This is a genomic window from Paracoccus sp. DMF (assembly GCF_004407025.1).
Classification (GTDB): Bacteria; Pseudomonadota; Alphaproteobacteria; order Rhodobacterales; family Rhodobacteraceae; genus Paracoccus; species Paracoccus aminovorans_B.
The window spans coordinates 1-983 of record NZ_SOKV02000156.1 but is presented as its reverse complement, the minus strand read 5'-3'; the positions used below and the strand labels follow the sequence as shown (position 1 = coordinate 983).

Genomic DNA, 983 nt, shown 5'->3' with positions numbered 1-983 from the left:
GCGCGCCCCGATACGGGAGACGACGATGACCAAGCTTTCCGACACCCAAGCCCTGATCCTGAGCGCCGCCGCCCAGCGGCCCGAGCACATCGCCCTGCCGCTGCCCGAGAGCCTTCGCGGCGGCGCCGCCGACAAGGTGGTCGGCGCAATGCTCGCCAAGGGCTTCCTCGAAGAGGTCGACGCCGACGTGCGCAAGGGCGAACCCATGTGGCGCGAAACCGGCGATGGCCACGGCGTCACGCTGGTCGCCACCGACGCTGGCCTTGCTGCCATCGGCGTCGAGCCCGAGGACGCGGACACCGCGCCCGTGGGCGCGACAGACGCGCCGACCGAGGAGGTCGCGCCGGACACCACGACCGAAACCAAGGCCGCGCCCAAGGCGCGCACGCCGCGCGAGGGGACCAAGCAAGCCGCCCTGATCGCGATGCTGCGCGCACCGGACGGCGCCACCATCGACGAGATCGCCACTGCGCTCGAATGGGCTGGCCATACGGTCAGGGGTGCAATGGCCGGGGCGCTGAAGAAGAAGCTGGGGCTGACCGTCACCTCCGAGAAGGTGGCGGATCGTGGTCGCATCTACCGTATCGAGGGCTGATACCATGGCCGCCCGCCGATTCAATCTCCCCGCGAAACTTCCCATCCAGATCATTGGCCCGACCACGCTGCAGAAGGCGCGCGAGGCCTACAGCGCGCGCTGGGGCCGCCCATGGCCGGAAAGCGACAGCTACCTCGCGGAACTGGTCATCGAGGCCAAGCAGATCGAGGGGCTGCCCCCCGGGTCGAAGGCCCGGCCCGATGCCGTGCGCGAAACCACGCTCGATCTGATGCGTGCCGATCACGAATTCTGACGGGGTGACGACATCAGGGACCGCCGCCCGGGCAACCGGGCGGCGGGTATTCATTGTCGGCCCCTGATCCGCAGCCCCTCGAAGAACCGGCGGATCAGGAACCCGCGCGCCAGCGAGACGCCGACGAAGGCGAGG

At 69.8% G+C, this 983-nt stretch carries 2 protein-coding genes; both read left to right on the top strand.

Going from position 1 to position 983, the window contains the following annotated elements:
• Positions 1-25: 25 nt before the first annotated feature.
• Positions 26-595: a DUF3489 domain-containing protein gene (locus E3D03_RS20920; protein WP_263568543.1), complete on the top strand. Its 570-nt coding sequence runs from the start codon at positions 26-28 to the stop codon at positions 593-595.
• Between the two features lie 4 nt (positions 596-599).
• Positions 600-848 carry a hypothetical protein gene (locus E3D03_RS20915; protein ID WP_263568542.1) on the top strand — a complete coding sequence of 83 codons (249 nt, stop codon included), beginning with the start codon at positions 600-602 and terminating at the stop codon, positions 846-848.
• Positions 849-983: the final 135 nt, after the last annotated feature.